The 23383-nt window shown below is 35.5% G+C and carries 28 protein-coding genes and 1 tRNA gene; 9 read left to right on the forward strand and 20 right to left on the reverse strand.

Annotation, left to right across the window (positions count from 1 at the left end):
• Positions 1 to 259: 259 nt before the first annotated feature.
• Both EVJ47_06415 and EVJ47_06420 read left to right on the forward strand, forming a co-directional pair.
• Positions 260 to 336: transfer RNA gene (locus EVJ47_06415), tRNA-Pro, on the forward strand.
• A gap of 132 nt (positions 337 to 468) precedes the next feature.
• A complete protein-coding gene (locus EVJ47_06420; protein ID RZD14296.1) occupies positions 469 to 1515 on the forward strand; it encodes a site-specific integrase in 1047 nt (348 codons plus the stop codon).
• A gap of 60 nt (positions 1516 to 1575) precedes the next feature.
• Here the strand turns inward: EVJ47_06420 and EVJ47_06425 are convergent, their stop codons facing one another.
• From EVJ47_06425 to EVJ47_06480, 12 genes are all read right to left on the reverse strand, one after another.
• Positions 1576 to 1977: a hypothetical protein gene (locus EVJ47_06425; protein ID RZD14297.1), complete on the reverse strand. Its 402-nt coding sequence runs from the start codon at positions 1975 to 1977 to the stop codon at positions 1576 to 1578.
• Positions 1977 to 2165: a hypothetical protein gene (locus EVJ47_06430; GenBank protein RZD14298.1), complete on the reverse strand. Its 189-nt coding sequence runs from the start codon at positions 2163 to 2165 to the stop codon at positions 1977 to 1979. The genes EVJ47_06425 and EVJ47_06430 overlap by 1 nt, the downstream gene beginning before the upstream one ends.
• Before the next feature lie 526 nt (positions 2166 to 2691).
• The gene (locus tag EVJ47_06435) at positions 2692 to 3846 is read right to left on the reverse strand and encodes a hypothetical protein (protein RZD14299.1); all 1155 of its coding nucleotides are present in this window, start codon (positions 3844 to 3846) and stop codon (positions 2692 to 2694) included.
• A gap of 358 nt (positions 3847 to 4204) precedes the next feature.
• Positions 4205 to 4942, reverse strand: coding sequence for a hypothetical protein (locus tag EVJ47_06440; GenBank protein ID RZD14300.1), 738 nt, complete (start codon positions 4940 to 4942; stop codon positions 4205 to 4207).
• A 361-nt stretch (positions 4943 to 5303) separates the two neighbouring features.
• A complete protein-coding gene (locus EVJ47_06445) occupies positions 5304 to 5753 on the reverse strand; it encodes a hypothetical protein (protein RZD14301.1) in 450 nt (149 codons plus the stop codon).
• 71 nt (positions 5754 to 5824) lie between these two features.
• On the reverse strand, positions 5825 to 8254 hold the full coding sequence (locus EVJ47_06450) for a tetratricopeptide repeat protein (GenBank protein ID RZD14302.1): 2430 nt from the start codon (positions 8252 to 8254) through the stop codon (positions 5825 to 5827).
• A 17-nt stretch (positions 8255 to 8271) separates the two neighbouring features.
• A complete protein-coding gene (locus EVJ47_06455; protein RZD14303.1) occupies positions 8272 to 8910 on the reverse strand; it encodes a hypothetical protein in 639 nt (212 codons plus the stop codon).
• A 335-nt stretch (positions 8911 to 9245) separates the two neighbouring features.
• Complete coding sequence (locus EVJ47_06460) at positions 9246 to 9512, reverse strand: hypothetical protein (GenBank protein RZD14304.1); 267 nt, start codon at positions 9510 to 9512, stop codon at positions 9246 to 9248.
• 135 nt (positions 9513 to 9647) lie between these two features.
• On the reverse strand, positions 9648 to 9965 hold the full coding sequence (locus EVJ47_06465) for a hypothetical protein (protein RZD14305.1): 318 nt from the start codon (positions 9963 to 9965) through the stop codon (positions 9648 to 9650).
• A gap of 8 nt (positions 9966 to 9973) precedes the next feature.
• Positions 9974 to 10561, reverse strand: a complete 588-nt coding sequence (locus EVJ47_06470) for a hypothetical protein (protein ID RZD14306.1) — start codon at positions 10559 to 10561, stop codon at positions 9974 to 9976.
• Positions 10555 to 10998 (reverse strand): hypothetical protein, encoded by a 444-nt coding sequence (locus EVJ47_06475; GenBank protein RZD14307.1) that lies wholly within the window; start codon positions 10996 to 10998, stop codon positions 10555 to 10557. The genes EVJ47_06470 and EVJ47_06475 overlap by 7 nt, the downstream gene beginning before the upstream one ends.
• Before the next feature lie 175 nt (positions 10999 to 11173).
• On the reverse strand, positions 11174 to 12103 hold the full coding sequence (locus tag EVJ47_06480; protein RZD14308.1) for a hypothetical protein: 930 nt from the start codon (positions 12101 to 12103) through the stop codon (positions 11174 to 11176).
• 1060 nt (positions 12104 to 13163) lie between these two features.
• Here EVJ47_06480 and EVJ47_06485 point away from each other — a divergent pair.
• Positions 13164 to 13400: a hypothetical protein gene (locus tag EVJ47_06485; protein RZD14309.1), complete on the forward strand. Its 237-nt coding sequence runs from the start codon at positions 13164 to 13166 to the stop codon at positions 13398 to 13400.
• Between the two features lie 530 nt (positions 13401 to 13930).
• Here the strand turns inward: EVJ47_06485 and EVJ47_06490 are convergent.
• Both EVJ47_06490 and EVJ47_06495 read right to left on the reverse strand, forming a co-directional pair.
• Positions 13931 to 14542 (reverse strand): ImmA/IrrE family metallo-endopeptidase, encoded by a 612-nt coding sequence (locus tag EVJ47_06490; GenBank protein ID RZD14310.1) that lies wholly within the window; start codon positions 14540 to 14542, stop codon positions 13931 to 13933.
• Positions 14463 to 15068 carry an XRE family transcriptional regulator gene (locus tag EVJ47_06495; protein ID RZD14311.1) on the reverse strand — a complete coding sequence of 202 codons (606 nt, stop codon included), beginning with the start codon at positions 15066 to 15068 and terminating at the stop codon, positions 14463 to 14465. The genes EVJ47_06490 and EVJ47_06495 overlap by 80 nt, the downstream gene beginning before the upstream one ends.
• Positions 15069 to 15216: 148 nt before the next feature.
• Here EVJ47_06495 and EVJ47_06500 point away from each other — a divergent pair, with 148 nt between their 5' ends.
• A complete protein-coding gene (locus EVJ47_06500; protein ID RZD14312.1) occupies positions 15217 to 15420 on the forward strand; it encodes an XRE family transcriptional regulator in 204 nt (67 codons plus the stop codon).
• Positions 15421 to 15509: 89 nt separating this feature from the next.
• On the opposite strand, the gene EVJ47_06505 is transcribed toward EVJ47_06500, so the two are convergent.
• Entirely contained in the window at positions 15510 to 15713 is a 204-nt protein-coding gene (locus EVJ47_06505) for a hypothetical protein (protein RZD14313.1), read from the reverse strand.
• A 285-nt stretch (positions 15714 to 15998) separates the two neighbouring features.
• Here EVJ47_06505 and EVJ47_06510 point away from each other — a divergent pair, with 285 nt between their 5' ends.
• Positions 15999 to 16214 carry a type II toxin-antitoxin system HicB family antitoxin gene (locus EVJ47_06510; GenBank protein RZD14314.1) on the forward strand — a complete coding sequence of 72 codons (216 nt, stop codon included), beginning with the start codon at positions 15999 to 16001 and terminating at the stop codon, positions 16212 to 16214.
• Positions 16207 to 16431, forward strand: a complete 225-nt coding sequence (locus tag EVJ47_06515) for an addiction module toxin, HicA family (protein ID RZD14315.1) — start codon at positions 16207 to 16209, stop codon at positions 16429 to 16431. Before EVJ47_06510 ends, EVJ47_06515 begins: the two co-directional genes overlap by 8 nt.
• 256 nt (positions 16432 to 16687) lie before the next feature.
• Here EVJ47_06515 and EVJ47_06520 read toward each other — a convergent pair whose 3' ends face one another.
• Complete coding sequence (locus EVJ47_06520; protein RZD14316.1) at positions 16688 to 16897, reverse strand: type II toxin-antitoxin system HicB family antitoxin; 210 nt, start codon at positions 16895 to 16897, stop codon at positions 16688 to 16690.
• 215 nt (positions 16898 to 17112) lie between these two features.
• Between EVJ47_06520 and EVJ47_06525 the strand changes: the two genes are divergently transcribed.
• The 3 genes from EVJ47_06525 (at position 17113) to EVJ47_06535 (ending at position 21005) form a co-directional block, all read left to right on the forward strand.
• Entirely contained in the window at positions 17113 to 17445 is a 333-nt protein-coding gene (locus EVJ47_06525; protein RZD14317.1) for a nucleotidyltransferase domain-containing protein, read from the forward strand.
• A complete protein-coding gene (locus EVJ47_06530; GenBank protein RZD14318.1) occupies positions 17442 to 17705 on the forward strand; it encodes a HEPN domain-containing protein in 264 nt (87 codons plus the stop codon). The genes EVJ47_06525 and EVJ47_06530 overlap by 4 nt, the downstream gene beginning before the upstream one ends.
• Before the next feature lie 615 nt (positions 17706 to 18320).
• A complete protein-coding gene (locus tag EVJ47_06535; GenBank protein RZD14319.1) occupies positions 18321 to 21005 on the forward strand; it encodes a hypothetical protein in 2685 nt (894 codons plus the stop codon).
• 527 nt (positions 21006 to 21532) lie between these two features.
• Here the strand turns inward: EVJ47_06535 and EVJ47_06540 are convergent.
• The 4 genes from EVJ47_06540 to EVJ47_06555 all read right to left on the reverse strand — a co-directional run bounded on the left by EVJ47_06540 (position 21533) and on the right by EVJ47_06555 (position 23044).
• Positions 21533 to 21907, reverse strand: a complete 375-nt coding sequence (locus EVJ47_06540) for a hypothetical protein (GenBank protein ID RZD14320.1) — start codon at positions 21905 to 21907, stop codon at positions 21533 to 21535.
• A 4-nt stretch (positions 21908 to 21911) separates the two neighbouring features.
• Entirely contained in the window at positions 21912 to 22202 is a 291-nt protein-coding gene (locus tag EVJ47_06545) for a hypothetical protein (protein ID RZD14321.1), read from the reverse strand.
• A 456-nt stretch (positions 22203 to 22658) separates the two neighbouring features.
• Positions 22659 to 22844, reverse strand: a complete 186-nt coding sequence (locus EVJ47_06550; protein ID RZD14322.1) for a type II toxin-antitoxin system HicA family toxin — start codon at positions 22842 to 22844, stop codon at positions 22659 to 22661.
• Positions 22841 to 23044 (reverse strand): type II toxin-antitoxin system HicB family antitoxin, encoded by a 204-nt coding sequence (locus tag EVJ47_06555; protein RZD14323.1) that lies wholly within the window; start codon positions 23042 to 23044, stop codon positions 22841 to 22843. The genes EVJ47_06550 and EVJ47_06555 overlap by 4 nt, the downstream gene beginning before the upstream one ends.
• Between the last annotated feature and the right edge of the window lie 339 nt (positions 23045 to 23383).

The following is a 23383-nucleotide window of genomic DNA, read 5'->3' on the forward strand; positions in this document are numbered from 1 at the left end:
AAAAAATATAAAAATATTATACTGCATCATTATACTGCATCCAGAAACCTAAAGAGAGCTATATTATGCCGATTTCAAAATGTGAAGACGACATCAGGTTTATCTGCGGTTAAAAAATGAACGCATAGAATTAAAGTACGGACAAATCGGTAATATACTATTTTCACGGAACTATGCCGTTATTAAAGAAAAAATATTGCTAATTTTATTTATATTTGGTAAAATCGCTAAATATTTACTGCAATATTTAATTTCTTTTCGGGGCGTGGCGCAGCCCGGTAGCGCACCTGCTTTGGGAGCAGGGTGTCGGAGGTTCAAATCCTCTCGCCCCGACCATTTAAAACCGCAGTATTTAAGCCTTTCAAAACAATATCTTATCTTGACATAATTTCTAAATATTGATAGAATTTAATCAATTTTAACGAATTTTGCATACAAAAACGCATACAGTTTTTACGGTAAATTAATATGAGAATTTACAAACGCGGACAGGTTTACTGGTGCGAGTTCAGGCTTGACAATAAGCATTATCAATATTCCTGCAAAACCAAAGATAAAGAAATAGCAAAAGAAGTGGCGTCCGCCATTCATGCCGATATGATAAGAAACAGGTTTAATATACCGGCTAAAAATGCGGGCAAATATATCTTTCGTGATATTTTCAAAGAATATATCGAAAATCAAAACGTTTCTATAAAGACTAAAGAAATAAGAACTACCGCCGCTAATCATTTCTTGCCGGTATTTAATAATTCGGATATTAAAAATATTTCCGCCGCCGATTTAGAGAAATACCAGTTTATAAGAAAACTTGAAGTATTATCTATGCCAAAAAATACAGGCAAAAGAGAACAGGATATAAGTTTCAGGTTAATTAATATCGAAATTGCTACGCTGTATAATTTATTCAATTATTGCATCAAGAAAAGTTATATCGATAAGAACCCGGCGGCTGGCATTAAAAAACTCAACGAACTATCCCGCCTGAAAACTTTATCCGACCAAGATATTAATAAACTTATCGCCGGAGCTACGAATAAACTTACAAGGGATTTAATAACTTTTCTTATTTATAGCGGCTGCCGCAAAGGCGAAGCATTAAATCTTAAATGGGACGACGTGGACTTGCAGAACGACGTAATAGCGATTAAGGGGACCAAAACGAAATACGACCGCTATGTTCCTATAAGCAAGCCGCTGAAAGAGCTGTTAAAGGCGATAGAGAAAAATCAAGACTGTTTATATGTATTTAATAATAGCGGGGCCAAAATCGGCAATTTCAGAAAATCGTTTATGACCGCCTGCAAGAACGCAGGATTCAAAGATTTAAGAATCCATGATTTGCGGCACGTTTTCGCTTCAAAAATGGTAATGGGCGGGACGAGCCTTTATATTACGGGCGAGCTATTGGGACACAGGACCACGCAGATGACGAAACGGTATAGCCATTTGGTACCGGAGACGCTTAGGAAAGCGGTTGACGATGTGTGGGGTAAGGACGATAAAAAAGGTTAATGTTTTTATACCTACCTTGCCGTTTCCGAGCCTTAAAACGCAAATTTGAAAGGATTTATATTAAAGCTTAGTCAAACTAAAAGTGGAATTTTTATAATTAACGGTGAGAATAAAATTACTTAGAAAACTTTTAACCCCTAATAATACGACATGTAAGTTTGGCATGAAATCTATCAATACGTTCTCAATTTCTATGCTGTCCGTTTTAAAGCATAATGTATGCGCATAAGCGGTAGTTGCGCCATTGCCGGTGCTAATTGTTTTGCGAATACCGGCTTGTAAATTATGACCCAGTAACGGAGCGTATTCAGCGGGAATCGCACATTCATCGGCGCCCGTATCGATTAAGCCATATACTTTTACGGATAGTTTTGTATGCGGATTATGAATTGTAACCGGTAACCACGGTCGGGCTATATCGTTATCGTTAAATTTTGTAAAAGGAATATCGGCGGCGGTCATCAGTATATCTGCACCATATCCTTAACTGGAATGAATGTAATGACGGGTTCTTTATAACCTTCCCGTTGCGCTTCATCGTAAGCTTCTTTCGGACTATCGCCTGAACCGATTACCGTAGAGTCTTCAAAACTTTTCAATGCCACATATTTTCCTGCAAGGTCGTTATTTTTAATTAAAACCTGTATCATTTTTACCTCTCCTAAAAATTAATTGCTTTATATTCTAAAATATAGCACTATACGGAAAGATAATCAAGTTATGTTCTCTACCTTCAATTTGCCGATAGAAAATTTTAATTTTGGATTCCTGCCTACGCAGGAATGACTTTGCAGGTTTTTAGGTCTTCACCCAACGAGTGTCATTCCCGCGTAGGCGGGAATCCAGTGTTTATTTAATTTTAAAGCCATTTTAACGGTTTCTATCGGCAATTTTGGGAACTGAATTTATACTGCCAGGGTATCTTAAAAGTACTAATCGGGAATTGGAATAGAAAGGCTTTTGTTTCTTTCCTCCATAATAAACTTATAGTATTTTCCTTAATATTTACATTCCTGTTCTCATAACCGAAGCTCCGCTCATATTTACCGTTCCAGTGAATACTCCTTTTGTGAATACTCCGGTCAAAGACATGTTATGCGAGTGGCCGTAGATAAATCTCGCAACCGACCTTCTTGCTCGGATTAAGGAGTGTTTAATTTACTTTCTTTTTGATAGTTATTTTTCTACTTTTTTCTTTTTAAAATAAATAAATCCGCCGATACCGCCGATTAAAACAATAACAGCAACGACAACGATATCACTAAAATTTGCTATTGCTGGTTTTGAGATTAAGACATATCCTTGATATTTTTCATAATTAACAAGATTTGTCCCAAAAAAACTTTTTTCGGAATAACTCTTTTTATAATCATTATTTTCATAATAATAAATAAATCTTTTTGCATAACTGTTAGAATATGGCTTTTTGCTTGTCACCGCTAAATATTCAATTTTTGCGGTGAAAGGGTGCTTTTTAGCAAGTTTAGCAATTGTTTGTCCTTTAATTAAAGTATTATATAATGCGGATTGTATATTTTTAGGATTAGACATTGCAAAATTATTAAGCCCTGATGTTCCATTTATGGCTAAATTACTATCGGCGTTTTTTATATAACTATCGATATTTTTTACAGTTCCTGCAATTTTCATATATTTATAGTTAATTAAGTTGGCAGTGGCGTTTGTAATTGGTGTGAAAATAGTTATTTTCTGGGAAGTTTTAGGATTGGTAGATAAAATATATAATTGCATAAGCGAATCTATCGCTTTAAAGTTATTTTGCCGATAATAATGCATTAACATTAAAGCGCCCGCCAAAACATGGTTGAAGCCGCCCGTAGTTATGGTAAAGTTTTTGCCGAGAAAGTGACAAAAACTTAGGTCATAATTAATATTAACCGGGTTTGACGACGATAATTCCTGTGACATAGTTTTTGCGATATCGTTAGCGTTTTCGCTTTTAGCGGGTTTATGGCTTCCTATATTTATTCCTGTTATTTCTGGTATAGATATCCCCATTTTATTATCTATCTTATCTATGAGTTTCTTGGAAACGGCCTTAGATTCATTAACGGAATGGATTATTTGTTTATAATTAGAAACAGTTACCGGCAGACCCTCTATGCCGGTAATAGCAGAATAAGGCATATTATTTACATATTGATTAAGACTGCCGTTCATATTCCAATAAAAGTATATTTTTATACCCCCCGCCATAGCGACGCACGATCCGTTTGTGCAATTTTCATTAATCTCTATCGCATTAGCGGCTTTGTTGATAAAAACGAACAAACCGAAAAATAATAATAATGTAATAGCAAGTTTTTTCATATTTAATAACCTCTTTTCTTCATTTTCTGTTAAATTGCCAGTATGTTCTGATTCTTCGTCTATTATTTCGTATTTTTCGGGGAATTCTTTTTGCGACTTGGCATAACCGTCCGCAAAACCTTTATTATAACCATTACTATAATATATTGCGGAGTTATCGTCTATACCGAGTATGCCGGCTACGAATCGCTTTTTAGCTGCATGGTTTTTATGAAAAAATAATATAATTTTACCTCTACGAACTACCCATCAATAAATTAATAGACTTTCCGTTTTAACGATATGTCGTTTTTTTAAACTTAATAGCGAAGTTATTCGGCTTTAATATTTATTTTTAAAAAGAGAGAATTATCGCCGGTTAATTAATATTGCCAAAATGCCATATTAGAGGAACATTTAAAAAATTTCTATTGTGGGATACGCCATTACCTGCTGTCGAAGAATAATAATGGAGACTAATTCCTCTTCCCGATTCAATATCCGCATTAGCCATCTTTGCCGATAATGTATTTTTATAAGAAACATAAATACAACTCGCCATTATACCAAAATTATTGGAATTAACGACCTTATTATGATAAATTATTGATGTTACGTTTGGATTTGCTCCATAGCTAATCAAAACTCTATAGACAATCTTTAAATTATTAACTGCTGCCATAAATATAGGGGTAACGTAATGAATGGATGTTGCAGAAATGAAACATCTTTTTTTGTACTCGGAATTAGCAGTAACGGTTCCCTGATGATTAGGTTTTAGATGTTTATTATATTTAAAAGCGATATATATTATTTCTGCCGCTACCTTATCGTTTTGTTTAGATGCTCCGGCTATTAAATGTAAAACATCGTGATTTGTGGTTATTTTTGAGGCTTGATTAGGATGCTTTTTAAAAATTAAAAGCAAAGCATTAAAATTATGGTTGTGATAATAAAGTTTAAGAGCGTCCGGAACATTTTTTGGTATATTAATCGGCTGATTTGATATTATCTTTCCAAAACCGCTAAGAACCCCTGCATAAGTATTGTTTAACGAAAAACAAGTTAGCAGTAAAAGAACAGGTAAAAGTATTAGTAATAATTTTTTAGTTTTCATAAGCACTCCTTGATTTTAATTTGTTTAATAATATCATATTTATAAGTTATGCGTATGTCCCTTAAATTTAATATTATGATCGCAAATACTTCCATCTTGCGAAAGAATTATAAGAACTAACACAACGTCCATATATCCTTACTCTGTAAAAATAGGCTGGAGAGTAAAAGGATTGTGTCCTGTAATGAGCATTCAGGAGTCCGCCCCTTGTATATGGGCTCGGAACACCTAATTTTTTTAATTTATATTTAACTATTTTTACAAAAGACATGGGTAATACCTCTATATATCTTTTGTCCGCATTATGTTTAAACTATATAAAAAATAAATCTACCTTAATAAATCTGGTAAATTTTATTTATTATTTCCAGATATAATAATCTTTATTGGCAATTGAAATGGCTTTATCGACAGCAAAATAATTTGCTTGTAATTCAGCCTGAGATAGCGTGTCATTTTTAAAAATTGATTTTAATTTTCTGTCTGGGATAGTGCCTCCGTATATTGCATCCCACTCCTCCGTGTCGTGATATGTATGCGTAACGAATACCGATGCCGTAACAAAATAAACGCCGTTAGCGTTTTTTCCGGTTGTTGAAATTATAAAAGTATAATCTTTACCGCTATTATCCGCCCTTTGGATATTTGTAAGTTTTTTATTATGAAATAATTCATATGCCGTTTGATGTTCTATTGATTTTTCAGGGATATTTTTTGAATTTGTATGACCAACGTTAAAAACAACTTTTGCAGATGCTAAAGAAGGTATTGCAAGAACAAATAAAGCTAAAAATAAAATAATTCTTTTCATTTTTTTACCTCATTAAATAAAATTTATTTTAAGTTTAAAAGATACACTTATCGCTTATTTAGATATTTTAATTAAAATGAATTTTTTAATTTTTTTATAAAGCTATTAACTTCCGCTTGATTTATTAAGATAGGCGACGATAAACCGGAGTCAAACATATTTAAAAGAACGCCATTACTCCCGTATGTAAATATAGACTGATTTCGGTACGTGAAAATTTGTATGCCGCCCATTACGTTTATTTCTAAAGATGCGCATTTTTTATTATATTTTATATTTTTAATTAAATTTGTTCCTAAATATGTTATTTTTTTAAAATTACAGAATGCGTCTGGAGGAATATTGATAACCCCATCCGTGCTTCTTCCTCTTGCATTTATCTTAATGTCTATATAGGCTGGCTGAATTTTATGTAATCTATTAAACCATTCAAAAATCGCCACTTTACCGTTTTTTGCAAACAATTTCTTTACGACGTAGATAGCTTTATCGACATTTGCCTCGTCGGTGAGCTTATACGAATACGACACATATCTGCCGTTAAAAGAACTATTCACAACATAAACAAAAAGTTTTTCAATCTGATTTACAGGTTTTTTTACTATTCGGTTATTCCCATTGGATATAATCATTATATAATTAGGCTTTCCCCTTTTAACATTTATTATAGAATTGACATATTTATAAGCATAAACGGAGTTAGCCAAATTCGTCTCTTTATTTTCGCCTTTTATTTTATTTTCCAAGGAAAGGCAATATTTTGCGCCAGATACATCCTTTGCGTCTTTATATAGATTATAAGCTTTAGAATAATAAATAACGGATTTTTTATCGTTTTTCAAATGTTTATATAAATAACCTAAATTCTGATAACCGTACGCCAAATCATAATCTACGTCTTTTTTATTGCCCGCTTTTTTAGCTAAAGACATGCCGTTGATTATGTATTTTTTTGCTTCATTGTATTTTTTTAATTTTATATAAGAGTATCCCGCATTTAGAATATTCATTGAAGCCCCTGCGTAATTTTTTATGCCGCTGTCTATAATAAATGCTTTTTTATCGTAATCTATCGATTTAGGATAATTTGAAATGTCAAAATACAAAATGCCTATTACGTTATATTCGTGAGATAAAGACTTTTTGTCTTTTAGCAAAGAGGCATATTGCTTTGAATAATATATATCTTTTTTATAATTTTTTTCGTTAGAATATATTGTTTTGATGAACCATAAATCGCCAATTTCGTCATTGATATTGTGAAGTTTTTTAGCCAGTGTTAGAGACTTGTTCAAATAAAATAACCCTTCCTTATAATTTTTAATACGGGCATAATCTCCGCCTATCCAGTTATAGATTTGCGCCTGATTTGCATTGTTTGCCGCAAAAGGAACCGCTTTTTTGAACTCTTTAATAGCGGACGAATAATTCTTTAAACCATGAAAAGCTCTTCCGTAGCAAAAATAGGCATGAAAACTTTTAGGATAATTATTAACTGCTCTTTTGCCGGCTATTAAGGCAAGTTTGTAACTATGTTTTATTAAATCGTTAAAACATGCGTAAATAATATTGTTTTTAACCTGAGTTTGAATATTGCCTTTTATTTTATTTATCATAGAAAGGCAATGCTGGGCACCCGAACTGTCCCCGCTTATTATAAACATTTTATAAGCTTTTTCGTAATACGCCAAAGACCTCTTGTTATTTCCTTTATTCCTATAAAGCCTGCCTAAGTATTTATATCCTACCCCAGTCCACTCTTTATTTCCTATTTTTTTCTCCATTAAAAGACCTTTTAGTATATATTTTTTTGCGGGAATATAATTTTTATCTAATGTATTTAGCCAGCCGAGATTTAAAAAATCCGAAGCAGTTCCGTAATAATCGCCTATACTTTCATTTAAATTTAGAGCTTTAGCCTCGTATCTTATAGCTTCGGGATAATTATTCATTTCGGCATAAACCATTGCTATATTATTATAACTTATAGCCTTTCCTTTTTTGGTTTGACGCAGTGCCAAAGATTTTTTATCGTAAAGCAGGCTTTTTTTATATTTGCCTTCGTTTTTATAAATTGAAGCGATATTACCGATATCGGCAGATTCACCGCTTGTATCATTTAGTTCTCTTGCAAGTTTTAACGACCTGAAATCATACATTAAGGCGTCTTTTTCGTCCCCGACCGAGTCAAACGTTAAACCTATCCAGTTATAAACCAAATCAAGCCTATTTTTATCGTTTGCAAGGGGAATAGCCCGCTTAAAATCGTAAAGCGCGGGTTTGTATAAGCCGAGATGAACATCTGCTTCTCCGAGACATAAATGCGCGTAAAAACTTTTAGGATGGTTATCTACCGCCCTTATTCCCCAAGACCTTGCCGTTTTAAAAGCCTGAGCGCTTATATGGTCGAAACACTCGTTTACGGAATAAGGAGATGCATAAGATTTAACCGAAAAGGTTAATAAAATAAGTAGGGATAAAAATAAGATTTTTTTCAACATAGTTCCTCCATATTTATTTAAAATGCGCCGCTCTGCGATTTTGCTTTTTTAGCTATTTTATTTTCTTTCTGTTTATGCAGTTCATAAAGAAACCTGCGGTAGTTTGGAATATTTCTCAGATTAAGATAAACGGATGTGGAAGGCCAGCCTCTAAATATTTTAATCTCTTCGTTAGAGCCGAAATACCAGTATGCCGTTACGTCTCCGAGATTATAATTTCCGTTTATGCTCTCAGGCTTGCCGTATTTATCGGATACCATGGTTATTACGCGTTTAACAAGTTTGGTATTCATAAAAGCAGGAAAAACGTATTGGGCGTTTGCAAACCTGTTGTTTTGGGTATAACAGACGTAGAGTTTGGAGGCTCCGGCAAGTTGGCCGTTTACTTTATAGCTGTCGCAGAAATAATTAGAACCTGCGTTAATAGGAGTAAGTCCCGCTTTTTTAATTGCGTTCTCAAGAGTTTTTCTATCCGGATTCAGCAAAGACACGTTAAACAGCTTTAACCGGCCGGAGGTTTTGACTTTAGTTTTCGTTAAAGTATTAGGTTGATTTGCGTTCTTATTGGAATTAGAATTTTTGGAACACGAAGAAAGGGAAATGGGGATAAAAATTACTAATGCCGCTAAAATAAAAAATAATTTGTAGGTTTTCATTAAACGTCCTCCTAAAGATTTTTTTATTTTACTAAAATTAGTTATTATTCCTTATTTTGACTCAATATTTGTCTTGCCTCCAGCTTTTATGATTATTATTTTATCAATTTTTTGCCGATAAACTTAAAATATTTTAATAGCCAAAAATCATTATTATAATGTTTTCAAATGAGTTTTTTCTGGCTATACTCTAAATCCCGCCTTTTATAAAAATTTTACATTTTATTTCTTATATTTTTCATTATTGTATGACAAATTAAATTAAGTATTATTTTATTTATCTACAAATTTAAAAATCTTTAAAACCCACTCCGGCAGCCATAAAGCCTTTGGCTTTATAAACGCCCGTCCCCGTATATCGCCTCTAACTTTATTCCATTCAGCACATATACGAATACCGTCCCGACGTAAGCCCCCGTCTTTGCTATTACCTTATATCCGTAATAATTAGCGGTCGCTTTGCCGTATTGTCTTGCTTCCGCTATTACATTATTTATAACAGGTTTAATACCGTTTGGCAAGTTATTCCAGCCCGCCATATTGGTATTTTTAACCCTTGATACATTACCGGAGCATATCTTGTAATTTTCGATAGCGCCCAATATGCAGGTTTCGGAAAGCCCTGCGTGCGCCTTATGATGCTTATCAGTTTACAGCCCGACATAGTCGTCGTTATCGGTATGGCGTTATAGGTATAGGCTCCGTTCCGAGCCTATACGGTCAAATTTAAAAGAATTTTAAAGCCGAGCAGAAGCATTTTTCAGCGTTCTTGAGAGATAATCCTCGATATGCCCTTTTTTTCTTATCACAATATCCGGGCTATATTGCATAATTGCTTTTTTGATGTCATTGGGATTAAATCCTTTCAAGATTGCATATTTGGCGGCTTTGAAATCAATGGCGGATATATCGCTTGTATTGCCGCCATCATAGACTTTTTTAATATATTTGTAGCAACCGGTATTACCCGCCTTTTTTCTCCCTGCCTGTAAGGCGGGGGGTGTGGCTATATGTCTTTCAGGTAATTCTATTAAACCGTTTTCGATACCTTGCATAATTCTGTCTATATATTCTTGCCTTTAGAACATACTTTATTAATCCCGATATTTAACTTAACAAATGGATATAATCCGCCATTTAAATATTTCAATTTCCGGTTCGTGAAGCCTGCAAGTCTGAAAAAATGCGATATATCGGTAGAGTTGGGATCTCCGCCGTAAAATTCTGTAAGTCGCCTTGATATAAAAGTTTGCAGGTTCTTATCAATTTGGTTATCGGATAATTTTATAATAGCCTGAAAGTTCACATGTGACGTTTCTAAAAAATAATAAGGTCCAAAACCGTTCTGATTTAACTTATCTATTACCGCTTGAGAAATATCGTCAAGCAATACATACACGCTCCCCTTGCCTATGGCGGGGGAAAGAAAGATATTGAAGCCGGCGGCATTAAGATATTTTAAGTAAGATAACGACTTTGGATAGGTTTCGGCCGTCTGGTCTTTTAAAATTTTAATCTCGCCGGTCGAGAAATTTTTAGCTTTTACCGTAAATACTGTATCAGGCGGATATAATTTTAATTGCTCAAGTGATTTTTCTATCATATACTCCTTATTGTTAATAGTTGAGAAATTTTTCCCGAGTATTAACATTCAGAATTGCTTATTGTTAATACTTTGGACAAATTGTCCAAACTGTTAGCATTTAGAATATCTTTAGCTTTTTCTATTCCTTTATCGGTTAATTGAATACCATGCCAGAACGAATGTTCGCCTTCGTATGTTTCTATATATCCGGTTATTTCTAAATCCCGTAAAGAGCGGCCTGTGGCGACTTGATATTTATTAACATCTCCTTTAAATCTATAAATAGAACAGCAAACAGGATTAGTTTTACACCCGAAAAAATCTAATAGAATTTCCTGTCGAAACAGATATTGCCAGTAGAAATTTGTTTTGTCTTGCAATTTATCTTTGCGCCAGGCCCAGTTATTCAGGATTGTTAAATTAGAGTTATCATATAGAATTGTCTTTTTGTAACAAGTTGTAAGAATCCATTTTTGAAGCTTTGAAAATCTTGTTTTATTCATAATTTTAATACCCCCTATTCCGTGAATTTTTACTTTTTTTTTTGGGGGGGGGGATGACCCCCCGCTACTCAACATGCAACAATTATCAGCAACATCAATAACGCCAAATTCTAAAATTAAGTTTCATACTATATATATGGTTTTTTTTCACGTACTGAAAATTTTATGTATTTTTTTATTTACCAATGTAGGCACGAGAAATAGTTTCTCGTGTGTGTCCCAGCTCTGGAGCTATTGTTTTACAGGCATTATGATACAATTCTTTTTGATTTGCGTCCATTTTGGCATATTTTATACCACCTGCGGCAGGGGCGGTCATGCCCGTTATTTTATAGTATCTAAAGTGCGCATATTCATGTCTTAAACCGTGGGGATGTGCCTGATCTCCGTCTATTTTTTTAAGAGATGTAAATGTTCTATCTATCAAACCCCTTGTCTGTTGAATATTGCCGGTAATTTTATAATCTTTAACTAGTTCTTTTACTTCTTTTACCGTCGCGCCGCCGTCATGCATTTCGAACTCCCGATAATTGCCATTTTTAGTCCACGCCGGCATAAGGTAAATTTTGCCATTTTTAGTAATATCCCGTCCGTGAACCATTGCCCATGTTGCTTTTAGGGCTTCGTCTTTGCGAAAGCCATAGCTTTCCATTAGTTTGACTGACGCTTGAACTTCTATGGGTCTATTACCGATGTAATCTTTTGCTTTTTCTGAGAGAGAGTAAGACTTGTCTGAATTTGAAGTATTTAGAATATCCCTGCCCGAACCGATACCTAACTCGCCGTTATTAATTTTATAAAGAGTGTTGCCGGCTTCTTTCATGATGTGCCGTAAGGCCGTCATTTTGTTTTGCATTGTTCCTATATCGTAGGCTTTCGCAGTTTTCCAATATTCAACCAAATTTAGCATATCAGTTTTTGCGATCTGCGAAGGGCTTTGAAATTTTGTGTTGACTTTGTAGCCCATTTCTTTGAAATCTTTAGCGATTAATACTGCTTCGTCTCGAATATTAAAAGAAGTTTTATCGCTAAGTTTGTGAAAATCATCATTTAGTCTCGTGTTAATTTTGCTTGCGTACCATACCATTGAATTTTTTAGACTCATTTTTTTCTCCTTCTTTTCCCCTTGGGGGGTGTGTCTATTTTAGGCAAAACTCTTCCGACGGTCTTTTTGCCTTGGCCGGTAAAGGTGGTTGGTTTATTTTAAATCCTATAAACCGAAGGTTGAGTTTAAACTCGGACAGATTTTTTTACGGGAATCTTGTAACCCAGCAGACTTTTATAGTGTCCGCATAACTATTTGCTGTCCGTTTATCCAAGTTTGCGCTATTAAAAAAATACCTTTTACAGGTATTAGCGTTCTTACGGTATGGATAATAGGGGACGGACTCCCTGATATGATGACATTCTGGTTCAATTTTATTTCTGTCAAAAATAAAATTATAGACGTTGAAAATACCGTCATTTTTTTTAATATCTCTTTGAAAGTAGGTTTTATCTTGTTTTTATAAACTCGCTTCAGTATTTTTTATTTTCGCTTCTGCTCAAAAAAAAATACTTAAGCTCGTTTAGTTTTTTAAGGTGGTTTTTGCTGGCTTCAGTCTTGCTGTTTTTGCCTGTTTTTTTCTACGAAAAAAGAGCGGCAAAAAGAGCGCAAGCCTTACGGCGCAAAAACTAATCTGTCAGGGTTTTGGACAGGGGAGTTTTGTGGCGAAACTGTTTCGTCACAAAATAAGGTAATAGATAATAAATTCTCTATGATAGTTTTAAGGTAATTTAGGCAGAATTTGCCTATAAAAGATAAGATAATTTTTATTGATTATGAGACGAAACCATCCGTGAAATAAACGATAAATTTTATCAAGAAATAAAGATAAAATTTATGTTCTAATATAAATACAAGCGGAGTAAAAGTTTTCGGCGTAAGCTGATTATCATAAAGATAACGTTTTCATAACTCCGAACTGAAAACGGCATTGCCGATAGTCGTTATAATTAACGATAATATAAATATTAATTATAATATCTCATAAATAAAAAAGGTTGTCAAGAGAAATTTTTGAACAATCGGAGGGCTTAAAAGGGCAAATACGGGATTCTGGCAATGTGCGCAAATTCACATTGATTTTTTATAAGATTAATTTATAATAAATATTGGAGGGATTATGAGTATGACTACCGTCATAGTAATAGTTTTAACTGCCGCAGGCGTTATTATCGCCTTTTTTATTCAAATAAACATTAGAATTAAAGACTTAAAACAAGACTTAAAAGCGGAAATAGATAGTATTAGAAAAGAAATAAGAGACGATCGCAAGGAAATGGGAGACGACAATAAATGTCTTAGAGATTATATTTTTTCGTATATGAGCGATAAAGCTAAAAAAGAATCCTGCCCATAAACTCTTAAATAACTACATTGAGGGAACTCGCTTTTGACGACAAAAGCTATTCCCTCAAACTCCCTTAAGCAAAATCGGGAATGTCTTAGAAACCGTGCCAGTCCTTCCATGTGCCTGCTCCCGTTGGTCGCATAGTCCGATTTTTCTTTTTGGCGGCCATATGATATACTTATATTATCAATTAATATTCCGAAGCCGGGACGGCATTAAAAATACAAAAACGCATACATGTAATTTTTTAGAATATAAATTAATTAATAAAATCAATAAGTTAAAAAGAGCTATACTCTGCTTTGGGAGCAGGGTGTCGGAGGTTCAAATCCTCTCGCCCCGACCATTTTTCAAGCCTTTCAAGATGCATAAAAAAATCAAATTTTATGACTATGCCTAATTTTGTGCCCACATTTTATTTTTCCTTTAGAAACCGCTTATCCTTATTAATTAGTTACTTTTTATACTGGTAAGTATGTTCCGTACCTATCTACCAAAATAAAACATATCAAGGCAAAATAAGGCTGATTTTGCGGCATTTATTTAAGGTATTTATTTAAGCTGCAATAATCTTCATAAATTTTAAGCCTCGTATTTATAAGGTGCGTTAGAAGCTCTGTTTTTATGCTTTCTATCTGAAATTCGTTAAAAAACATGTTTGCCTCAAGCCTTCCGTATTTTTTCAGTTTTCTTTCGATAAATATAGTCGGATACCAGAATAAAAAGGCTATCACATTTGCTTCCCTTTCAAGTTCCGTTTCATGAAATAATGAAAATGGGGATTGATAAAGCGGATTCAAATTATGGTGGTCCAGCAGGAAATGTCCCAACTCGTGCCCTAAAAACAGGGTGAAAATATTTTCTTCCTTGTCGGGGTTATAATAAATATACCTGTGTTTGTTTAAAACAAAACTCTTCGAGTAGGGAATAGTTTCGTCGATTACGGTAATTATACCTGCATCCTCGGCAGTTTTGAGTAAATCTTCGGGCAGCATTCTTATTTTATTGAAACCTTTAATTCTAATCTCAAGACCATTAATGATTTTAGTTAAGTTCATAATTGTTTTATTTTTATTTTTTATTTTTGTTAATTTTTCCGGCGTCTTTTTGTATTTTACTGCGCCATTTGGAAATGAAGCCTGTGAACTCATTCCAGAGGGTTTCCTCTTCAATTTCTTTCCTTATATATTTATCGATTGCATCGTTTGATTCTAAAATGCCGTTAAAGCCCAAGACAGTAAATCTTTCCCCGTTATCGAGAGCATAATCGCATGCTTTTTGCCACATAAATCTGGCTCTTTTGATCGAGTTTAGCGGGAAATGGTTAGAATCGGCTTCGGAGGCGACTTTATGGAAATAGCTCTCGTTATAAAGCATGTCTATTAGTTCCATAATTTTCTTTTTGTCCGCGGCAGGCAAAGCATTATATTTTTCGTAAATATTATCCGAATTATCGCCGAAAAAATATGATACCGGAACTTTTAAAACATCCGCAAGTTTAATTAATAACCGGGTATCAGGGAATCTAACCTCCCGTTCAATCATAGAAATATATCCCGAGGTTGTTTCTATCTCGTTAGCAAGTTCAAGCTGGCTTAACCCTAATTGTTTTCTTCTTTCCTTTATTTTAAGCCCGACAGATTTTACTAATTTATTTTTATTTTTGCGAATTTTCATTTTTAGATTTTATTTTTTTATATAAGATAATACAAACACATTTGTTTAATTAATATTTGGCATATTTGTAATTGCGAAAATATAGTTGACTTTTACAAAAACAATAGTATTATTTAGATAAACATATTGTTTAAATTATGGAGCGGATGTGGGCTTGAAAGAATTAAGGCAGAGTATCGGATTCTCACAGACTTCACTGGCAAAAGAACTCGGTATAAGCAAAACGGCTATATCTTACATCGAAACAGGCAGGCGAAGACCACCCCTCGGTATAGCCTTAAGGCTTATTATTTTTTTTGGCAGCAAGGGCATAAAACTGACCATAGATGATATTTATCAATCATCCAGGTGAATTAAAAGAGCCCCTCCGCCGATGTCGTGATGACGGCCAATCGCCTAATTATTCTTACCACATGCGGAGATACCGTATAGTATAATTGATTATTCCGGCGAGGCATAATCCGGAGTTGAAACCTTTTTGTCTTTTTTGAGTTTTTCGAGATTAATATAAAAAGTTTTTAAAAAACGGCAAGACGTGACAAGACGGCACAAGACGGGACAAGACGGCGAGGTAAGCCTTGATAATCCTATATCTTTTGTCTCGTTTTTGTCTTGCCCGCGCACAGTTTTATGATAGTTGGACAAAACTCTAAAATTTTAAAATCAGAAAACCCTTGATTTTACCGGTGGGCTGTCCCAGGATCGAACCGCTGACATACTGATTAAGAGTAAATCCAATTAAATTTAATTAACATAGTAATAACAAGCAACGGCAGGCAGACGCTTACTTTTCTGATTTTTATATTTTACCTTAAATTATCCTCTTTTATAGCATTTTTTAGAAAAATCTTTACCGAAATTTTACCGCAAATTTAAAAGATGTGATATAATATTTATTAAAATAATTTCTTATTTCAAGAGAGGTTTACAATGTTTACAAAAGTTTTTACGGCAGTTATACACAAAGAAGGTAATATTTATGTTGCCGATTGTCCGGAAGTTTCTACTGTAAGTCAGGGCTATTCGATAGAAGAAGCCGTTGCAAATCTCAAAGAAGCAACAGAATTATATCTTGAAGAATTTCCGCTTTCGGAAGAAATATCAAAGCCGTTAACTACTACTTTTGAGGTTGCGGTTAATGCCTAAGTCGTTAAATTTATCCGGCGAAGATGTCATAAATAAACTTTCAAAACTTGGATTTTTTAGAGACCGCCAGCGTGGAAGCCACGTCGTATTAAAAAAACATACCGATAACGGTGATATAGGTTGCGTCGTTCCATTACATAAAGAAATAGCCAAAGGCACATTGCATAGTATTTTAAAGCAGGCAAAGATTACTTGGGAAGAATTTATAAGTATATAGATATTTTCTGTCCTGTATTTAGAAATTCAAATTTAATTTTTACTGTCCGCCGGGCGGACACCTCGAACACCTTTAAAATCCCTATAATCAATTTTAAGCCGTTTGATTTTAGGTTAATGGTTTTATACACCATTGTATTAAGATTGGTTAGATTATATCGGGCAAGACTAACATGAAATTTTAAACGGTTTCTTGAGCCCTAAATTACCTCGTATTGCTTCACTTCAAAGCACATAAGATTTTATGAAAATTAAATTTAAGCATACATCAGCCTGCCCTTCGGAAGAGGTATTTCTCTGCCGAATTCTTTGGCGGTTTCTATCCATTCGTCAATAATTACATGGATATTTTTAACGGCTTCTTCGTAAGTCTTGCCGTCCGCTATGAATCCGTGCAGTTCGGGAACCTCGGCGATAAAACTGCCGTCTTCTTCGCTCCAGTATATTATTATTTCGTATTTAGGCATTGTAATTTCCTAAAGCTTTAATTTATATTTTAAAATTATATTTCTAACCTGTCCAGTTAAAAACGAACAAGGCGTCCAGTTAAACCGAAATACGCATCCGGTACCTTTTTCTGTTGCTATAGAATTTTTATGCCGGTTATGGTCTTATTACAAAAAAAGCTCACACAGGACTTAAACGAATATTTCGTAAATTAAAAATATGATATAATAATTTTATGGAAAAGATAGCAGACAAAAACGTTGATATTGCAAAAAAAATTATTACGGAAGAAGTTGAAAAAGCCGGCTATCAGGTTGACAGGATAATTTTATTCGGTTCCAGAGCAAGAGGGGATTATAAGGAATACAGCGATTATGATTTATTTATTATATTAAAGCAAAATATACCTCATGATGTTGAAAATAAATTATTTGTAGCTTTCAATAGAAGAATGAATAAATTAAATATAGATAACGATATAATAATAACTTCTTCAGGCGAACTTAAAAAAAATAATAACGTCGGAAATATCACTTGCTACGCTCTTAAATATGGAGAGGCCGTATGAATGAGGAAACCGTTAATGAGCGGATTAAATATGCCGACGAGAGTTTAAATGCGGGAAAACAGCTTTTTAAAAATAATCCCGATGAATTTAAAACTACAGTATGTTTTCTCATGCAGCAGGGAGTAGAGAAATATCTTAAAGCATACTTAGTGTTCAACGACATTGAAATTAACGAAGCTAATAAAAATAAAATTCATAATATTGGAAAATTAATTAACGATTGCGAAAAAATAGATCCAAGTTTCAATAACCTTATTTAAAATCAATCCTGAAATTTTATCTAACTTCGCCGTAAATTCAAGATATCCATTTCTCTCTAAAACCATAACATTAGAAGATGAAAAAACAGCCGTATCAATTGCCGAAAAGGTAAAGACATTTATTAACGAAAAAATAAATATTAAAAAGAAAGGCTAAAATTCCAGATCACGGTCATTCTATATAAGGAACGATATGTATAAACATGACGAAAACATTATACCCGACTTTTTCGATTGCCGGTTTACCCCTATCACTTCCACGCAAATACAGGCGGGAGTAAGAGAATAAATAAATCTAACACCATTATTTCCCATTATTTCCATTATTTCGACACCATTATTTCTGGTGCATTTTTACTCCGCCGATGTGGTGCACTTTTAGATTGCCGTTGACAATTTAACCAAAAGCGGACATTTCTACTTTGCCTTGACAATAAATTTATTTCAACTTGACTATTTTTAGGGGGCGGGTATAATTTAACATAGATTATATAAGGCTAAAATAATAATTATATAATTATACCTATATTTATATGTATTAATTGATGATGTTTAAATTTATAAATAACCACGTACCGGTATTAAAGTGGCATTAAATTATTTACGGGGGTATGTATGAGATTTAAATTGAATTTAAAACGCTTACGCAAGATTTATTTATTAATTGCGCTGCTGATTACTTTTACCGCTACCCCATTTATTTTATCGGGCTGCGCTTCGTCCGGTCAGGGTCAGTCGCCGCTGCAATTTAATGGGACATCCATTAACGGGCCGGTGGTGTCTTTCAACTTGACCGGTCCGGTATTTGCACAGACGACGCAACCCTCTAATTTGTGGGGTAGCGTGGTTTGTCAGGGCATGGATTCAAATCACTTATTGCCGCTGAACTCGCAGTACCAAAGTATAGCTCTACTGCCGGGGGATTTAAGCGCCTCCTTTGGGACATGTTTGTCGCTTGGGACAGTGAACGCAGGGAGCCTGAAGAATATACAGGTAACAACTCCACCCCCATTAAGCAATGGTAGCAATGTAAACGTTCTGACCGCATACGACTTAAACACGACCGTTCCTGTACAGGTGAGCTTTACGGACGACACCTGCCTTACTCAAACTCAAAATTGCTATAATGACTATATGGGTATACATTCTACAGGACATTCATATTTAATGGGTTATTATAGTCTTAATTCAACAAAAGAAAACGATCCGTGGTTACTTGGCAACAAGGGCAATTACGTGGTTACTATACAGGAGTTTATAGACGTCATCCCGTCGCTTCAGCCCGGGCCCTCTCCCTCTATACCACAAAATATTACAACTTGTCCGCAAGGACAGACATGCACAAATGGGCCGGATGGGCAAATGGGGTATTGGGTGCCCCTTAACGCTCAGACTACTTACCTCTATGGATCGTCAGCTACGAGTTGCGGCAATGGAGACAAGACTTGTTTAGGGAATGATATTATTAACTCCGGCAATCAGGCCAGTCAAAGGGGGGCGGTCAGTCAAACTCTGGAAATACCGGTTGATTTGTTGCATGCCGCCGCTCTCAACTACTTAAGGGTGGTTATCACGGGCTATGAGGGCGATACCAGACCATGGCCGGAAGCCGTCTGGCATGAGGGGAATAAGAAGAAGAAAGGATACTGGACAAGCCTCAATAATCAGCAAGGATATAACTTCGACACGGGAGTTGCGTGGAACAAAGGACGGATAATAGCTGGGCAGCATTGCGTGAAAACCAACACCCCTGGAGGTAGAAAAACTATTTGTAATATCATTGACTACGGTTACCATTCTGGAAATCACAACTTTAATTATAGCGTGTTCAGCGAGCCGTTTGCGGTGCAGGTTGAGCCGATAGCTGTAGTGCAGTTGGCGGCGGTTCCGTACGCTATCGAATACATGCCGCCGGGCAGCAAGAGTTACTTAAATTACTCCGATACGATGACCGAAGGCACCCAATTTCAGATTGGCGAGAACGGCGGTGTAAGCAATGCGTCAGGCAGCGTGACAGGGACATGTACCGGCACAAATCTTGACTTCAATCTTGGAATATTCGGGGTTGGAGGAGGGTTTAAGAATAGCGACCTCAATTGTAATTCAAGTAGTAACTCCAGTGGTACTTCCCAGGGAACTTCTACGGCGGATACAGACTATATTAAAGCTGCATCGACAAATGGAAATAAGATTTATTCCGAAGGCTACATACCGGGTAATTATTTCAAAGAGGCATTCTGGAATGACGTATTTGAATTAGATATTGATCAGCCCTATGCCGTGTACGACGACAACGGGAATAGCGTCACCAGGTTTCTCCCTGTAACCGGCTACCCGGATTTAGCCAGCATTACTGTAGCCGAATTAGCGGCCTGTGCCGCAGGGGAAACTTCCATAACTATAACCGGCTTAGATGGAACACCACAAACAATAAACCCCTGCCAAGCCGGATTTATTGTTGCTAACCCTCCTAAACCTATGTACCTGACGGGGCCGCAAGCTTTATCTCTTCTGTCGTTGGATCCATTTTATCCAACCGGCCAATCCTTCGACCCCTCGTCCTCGCCTACATCGTCTAATCCGAACCGTTTCACCATCCCTCAAAACATACCAACGAAAAACTGCGGTCCTTATAATATAACAAGCCAGTTCTGTGGGACTGAAATTAAGAACAGCACGGAGGTGAGCGGCACAGCAGGTAATCAGACCGGCATTGTAACAGGGGTAACGGTCGCCAACACCAACAAGAACGCCTCGGACTGGGATATTAATTTAACGGGCACATATAAATCCGTCAGCGCCGGGGTTAGCGTAGGAGGGACCACGGTCAATATACTGGGCACTAGTAACAGCTCTGGCGCTCAGATGAACTATTACAATTCCACCACGCTTAGCGTTGAACAAGCGATTACCTTCCAGACCGAAGTGGCCGATTCCAATTATTATATTTTAATACTATCTCCTTCATCGATTCCCACCCCCTCATATTCGAATTGCGCTGATAACTTCAAAAATAATCTCATCACGCTATATCCTTATCAGGACAACAACTTCTCCACCTTGCTGTTCAGGGATCCATGCGCTCCTTCCCCGCCCTTTCCTTTTCATCCCTCTTTAAAGAGGGGAGCGCCGATGCCAAAAATACTAATACAGAAGGTATTTCAGGAGAATCCTTACCTTGTTAATGAAATCCTGAAGCGGCGGCAGTGGCAGCGGTCGCAATTCTTGAAGCATCTTAAGGCTGTCGTTCCGGCTAGCCGCCAGGGTGCTCTGGATATGAGCGGTAAGCCCCTTCGCTGATATTGATTGTTTTTACCGTTATGCTGAAGCGGGTCTCGGCCAGCTTCAGCTATGTCCCTGAGAAAGAGGAAATGATAGGCGAAAAAACATTAAAGAAAATAAGGAATTAATTGCCGATCCTAGTGTTAGATTAAAACGGAATACGCAAACAAGCCTGCTTGCTATGAAAGGGCGGATTTAACGATCGTTAAAAAAGCTAACTGGATACAAAGGCATTAAGATGACTTTAAGACATGCTCACTTGTCGCCGACGCACATAAAAAAGTGGTAGATATACTTGATGAAAAAGTAATTTCCACTGATTTAAAAATTCACAATTCCTTCATGATGCAAGAAATCTAAAAAATATTGGAGTTATGAAAGCCTTGTAAAATATGGTGGGCTGTCCCGGTATCGAACAGGGAACATACTGATTAAGATGCAACTTATCTAATAACGCAAGCTATTGATATTGTTGAGTATTTACCATTGTAAAAAATGCTATGGGACGATTTTGAGACAAAAGACTTGAATTCTTTTTATTTTTTTTAAACCGCTATTTCTAATCCTATTTTGCCGTATTCAACGGTGGGCATCGATTTATTGCCGCCTTCCGCCGTCTTTTTCATATCGATAAGGCCAAGGCTCTCAAGTATTTTAACGTCCGTCGCAATGCTTTTTATATCCCTGCCGGCAAACCTTGCAAGTTCGTTAATGCTTTCGGGATGTTTTTCCTTTATTATATGGAGCAGTTCAAGCCTTTTTACCGTAAGCGCTTTTCTGAACCCTTCTATGCTTTCAAAATAAATTGCCTTTTCGCTTCTAACCCTTTCCCCTTTTTCGATAGCTTCGGCCGCGCTTGCAAAATCTTCCAGAACTGATTTAACGCTTTTTATTCCTATTTTAATCTTCTTAACTTTCATAATATTAACCTCTTTTTTTATTTTTATAGACATTGATATCTTTCATAAAATCCCCGATAAGCCGCCTAATAGTTTTAAATTTATAGTATTCCATACTCTTTCGGTTGTGCTTATGATCGCCTTTGCCTTCGGCATTGTCATAACCTATAACCCGCTCTCCCTTTACTATATAAACGAGGGAATATTTGTAACCGTGAGGTTTGTCCGCCGAAACCGGCACCTGCCATAACTTGATTTCTATAATATTGCCGCTGTCTTCCCTGATTTTTATATGTTTTATTAATTTTGCTTTCATTATTGGTATTATATACCAATAATAATTTAGAGTCAAACTTTATATTAAATATCAAGAGCGTCTTTAATTATGAATATAAACGCAATTATCGATTAGTCTTGTTAGCACAATGTATGGCATTATTTATGACCGATTTAATTCACCATCCCATATCAAAAGCCTTCGAGATTTTAGACGAGCGTTGCAAAATCGTTGCAGTGGATAATGAAGAAAAAATCAACAAACTTTAAAGCCGTTGATTTTACGTGGTGGGCTGTCCCGGGATCGAACCGGGGACCTACTGATTAAGAGTAAATCCAATTAAATTTAATTAACATAGTAATAACAGGCAACGGCAGACAGACGCTTACTTTTCGGATTTTTATATTTTACCTTAAATTATCCTCTTTTATACCGTTTTTTAGAAAAAACTTTACCGAAACTTTACCGGTTTTTTAAATCGAGATTAATTCTTATTCAAGGAAGTGAAATACCTAAATCTTTGCATATTTTACGGGCAAGATTATCGTCTATCTCGTTATGTCTTGGAACAGTAGAATGTTTATTTAAAGAACGATTAAACCACCATGAATGATTACCGCCTTCACGTTCAAATTCGCAGCCGTTAGTCTTTAAGTGTTTTATAAGCTGCTTCCGTTTCATATGGCTATAAGTTCCGTTTCATAGCCATTGCCGGCTTCTTTAATAGCTTCGCCGCGGTAAATTTCCAGAGCCTCTTTAAGGGCTGATTTTAAAGATACTAAAAGTTCTTCTTTAGTTTTTTCTTGGCAGTTTACGCCCGGGATTTCTTCTATCCAACCTATCCACCAGGGACCAGATTTTTTAATTATAGCAGTAAACATTTTAACCCCTTTTTTAAATTTATTTAAATATATATCTTAAGTTTACATAAACTATTAACTTTTTGCAATTTTTCTTTTTTACTGTCCGCCCGGCGGACACCTCGAACACCTTTAAAATCCCTATAATCGATTTTAAGCCGTTTGATTTTTGGTTAATAGTAAATTACCTGTTTTAAGTTTATCGGGGCTTAAATCATAAATGCGGCGGTTCTTAAAGGGTAGATTTGATTATAAAAAGCGGTAATCGTCCTGTATGGACTAAAGATACCTTTTAAAGCTCTGGCAGGATTTAAACAGGCTAAAGCCTGCCGGTTAATCAACAGACAATTTATTAACGAC

The sequence above is a fragment of the Candidatus Acidulodesulfobacterium ferriphilum genome (assembly GCA_004195035.1).
In the GTDB taxonomy this organism is placed as follows: Bacteria; SZUA-79; SZUA-79; order Acidulodesulfobacterales; family Acidulodesulfobacteraceae; genus Acidulodesulfobacterium; species Acidulodesulfobacterium ferriphilum.